General features: G+C 64.3%; 3 protein-coding genes. 1 reads left to right on the top strand and 2 read right to left on the bottom strand.

Annotated features, from left to right (window positions below; genetic code table 11):
* Nucleotides 1-158: 158 nt before the first annotated feature.
* Complete coding sequence (gene fabD / locus QM649_RS20080) at nucleotides 159-1115, bottom strand: ACP S-malonyltransferase (protein ID WP_415200858.1); 957 nt, start codon at nucleotides 1113-1115, stop codon at nucleotides 159-161.
* A gap of 369 nt (nucleotides 1116-1484) precedes the next feature.
* Between fabD and QM649_RS20075 the strand changes: the two genes are divergently transcribed.
* On the top strand, nucleotides 1485-2171 hold the full coding sequence (locus tag QM649_RS20075; RefSeq protein WP_415200857.1) for a DUF4386 domain-containing protein: 687 nt from the start codon (nucleotides 1485-1487) through the stop codon (nucleotides 2169-2171).
* Nucleotides 2172-2568: 397 nt separating this feature from the next.
* On the opposite strand, the gene QM649_RS20070 is transcribed toward QM649_RS20075, so the two are convergent.
* A partial coding sequence (locus QM649_RS20070) for an FtsX-like permease family protein (RefSeq protein WP_415200856.1) occupies nucleotides 2569-2945 on the bottom strand: 377 nt, incomplete at its 5' end.

Below are 2945 nucleotides of genomic sequence, written 5' to 3'. Positions count from 1 at the left end.
TAGCTTCTAGCTTCTAGCTTCTAGCTTCTAGCTTCTAGCTTCTAGCTTCTAGCTTTGCGATGCGGAATCAGCCGATGGTTGCTCAAACTCAAATGAACTTTCGAAGCAGGAAACAAACAACGGCGGCCAAAAGGCCGCCGTCCGTTTTTAGCTAGAAGCTAAGAGCTAGAAGAGCTAAGCGCAGCAATTGCCTTCTCAAGCGAAGCCTCATCGTTCACCGGCAGGCAGCTCTGTCCGCGGTCGATCTGGCGCAGCAGCCCGGTGAGCACCTTGCCCGGGCCCACTTCGAGGAAGTGCGTCGGCTTCTGCTCAATCAAGAGACGCGAACATTCCACCCATCGCACCGATCCCGTCACCTGGCGCACCAGCGCGTCGCGCAGCGCATCGCCCTTGGTCACAAGCGCCGCATCGATGTTCACCGCCACCGGCACCGTCGCATCCGCGAACGGGATTCCCGCCAACACCTCGGCCAGCCGATCCTGCGCCGGCTGCATGAGACCGCAGTGGAAGGGCGCGCTCACCGCCAGGGCGACGACCTTCTTCGCGCCGCGCTCCTTCGCGAGCTCACTGGCACGCGCCACGGCTGCCGCGCCGCCCGAGATCACCGTCTGCTCGGGCGAGTTGTAGTTCGCGGGCGAGACTACGCCGCTCGTCTCTGCCGCGGCCTCCTCGCACAGCTTCGCCACGTCTTCCGGCGTCAAGCCCAGGATCGCCGCCATCGCACCTTCGCCCGCCGGCACCGCATCCTGCATGAACTGCCCGCGGCTGCGCAGCGCGCGCACCGCGTCGGCCAGCGGCAGCACCCCGGCCACCACGTTCGCCGAATACTCACCCAGCGAGTGTCCGGCCACGAAGCTGGGCGTCACGCCCTTCTCCGCCAGCACGCGCGCTACCGCCACGGAAACGGTAAAGATCGCCGGCTGCGTAAACTCGGTCAGCTTCAGCTGGTCTTCAGGACCGTCAAAGCATAGCTTTGACAAGGCATAGCCGAGCGCCTCGTCGGCCTCATCGAAGGTCGCCTTGGCGACGGGAAACTTCTCATAAAGATCGCGGCCCATGCCGACCGCCTGCGACCCCTGTCCGGGGAAAAGAAAGGCAAGTGAATGCGTGCTCATCGCTTTCTATTATTTCAAATGTGCCCGGCTCAGGGCTCAGATAGAAGCATCTGTCATTCCGACCGAAGTGGAGGAACCTGCAGTTCTCCTCAGCACCGGCACAGACAAGGGTGCCCCGTCCAAGCTCCGCTTGGGCGGGAGGAATAAACCCCGAGATCAAGAAAACAGGGTGCCCCACGTCTCGATTCTGAGACGTGGGAATACACGCCTCTCCGCTCGCGACCAAAAGGGAGCGGAGGCCGAAGGCGAAAGGACTGGACGGCCAGTCCCCACGTCTCGCCTTTGAGACGTGGGATGGATGTCACCCGCGCAGTGGACGGCCACGCACACTCGCGGCATACTGATCCACAATCCCGCACAGGAGACCCCATGCCCACCAGAGCCAACCCCGGCCGCCGCGCAGGATTGCTCTATCTCCTCGGCTCGCTTCCCGGCTTCTTTGGACTCCTGTACGTCCCCGCGCGGCTCTTCGTCCACGGCGATGCGGCCGCCACCGCGCACAACCTCGTTCTGCATGAGACACTCTTCCGCCTCGGCGTCGCCGCCGATCTCCTCGGCCAGACGCTCTTCCTCTTCGTCGCCCTCGCGCTCTATCGCCTGCTCAGGGATGTGAGCCGGAGCGCGGCCCTGCACATGCTCGTGCTGCTCTCCGTCTCCATCCCCATCGCATACTTCGGCGAGATCTTCGCCCTTGCCGCGCTTGCGCTCGCGCGGGGAGAGGGCTCTCTCGCCACCTTCGACGAACCGCACCGCATCGCGCTGATGACGTTCTTCCTCCACCTACGCGGCAGCGCCTTCGACGTGGCCGGAATCTTCTGGGGGCTGTGGCTCTTTCCGCTCGGCTGGCTCGTCTACCGCTCGGGATTCATCCCACGCCTGCTCGGCGTCCTGCTGATGATCGGCTGCTTCGCCTATCTCATCAACGCCGCGATGTCGCTCCTCGCGCCGGAGCACGCCAACACCGTGGCCCTCTGGCTAAACCCCGTCGAACTGGTCGAAATGGTCTTCATGCTGTGGCTCATCATCATGGGAGCAAACCCCGAAGACAGGGTGTAGGGGATAGGGTGCAGGGTCTAGCTGACGGTCACCCAGAGAAGAATCTGTCATTCCGACCGAAGTGGAGGAACCTGCAGTTCTCCTCCGCACCGGCACGAACCAGGTTGCCCCGTCCAAGCTCCGCTTGGGCGGGAGAACACGAACCACGAAATCAGGGACCCCGGGTGCCGTACCAATACGGATCGCGACCAAAGGGAGCGCCATGCGAAGCAACCCCGCCCTGCGCGAAGCAGCCGGGTGCCCCACGTCTCGATTCTGAGACGTGGGAGAATGTCCCCCACCCAAGCAAAGAAGCCTGGGTGGGCCATCATCACCTCACGGGAACTTCAGACCCGCGACCAAAGGGAGCGCGTGCCGAAGGCGATCCGCTCCACGCGCAGTGGCCCACGCGCAATGGTCACTCGTGGCGCAGCGCCTTCATCGGATCCACCCTGGACGCACGACGCGCCGGGGTGAACCCTGCCAACAGCGCCACCAAGCACAGCAGCGCCGCTGAGCCTGCCAACGTTACCGGGTCATACGGTTTCACGCCGTAGAGCATCTCCTTTACCAGCCGCGTGAGGCCGAAGGCCGCGCCCAGCCCCGCGATCACGCCGAGGATCGTCATCCGCGACGTCTCACCCAGCACCATCGAGAGGATCTGCCCCGCACGCGCGCCCAGCGCCACGCGGATGCCGATCTCCTGCGTGCGCCGCGCCACCGTGTAGGCCATCACGCCGTAGATGCCGATCGAGGCCAGCACCAGCGCCAGCAGCCCGAAGGCCGCCGTGAGCG

The sequence above is a fragment of the Silvibacterium sp. genome (assembly GCF_047605705.1).
Classification (GTDB): domain Bacteria; phylum Acidobacteriota; class Terriglobia; order Terriglobales; family Acidobacteriaceae; genus Silvibacterium.
This window is presented reverse-complemented; position numbering and strand designations above follow the sequence as displayed.

Coding starts and splice junctions, on each gene's coding strand:
- fabD (WP_415200858.1), bottom strand. CDS start 1,115: ATGAGCACGCATTCACTTGCCTTTCTTTTCCCCGGACAGGGGTCGCAG.
- QM649_RS20075 (WP_415200857.1), top strand. CDS start 1,485: ATGCCCACCAGAGCCAACCCCGGCCGCCGCGCAGGATTGCTCTATCTC.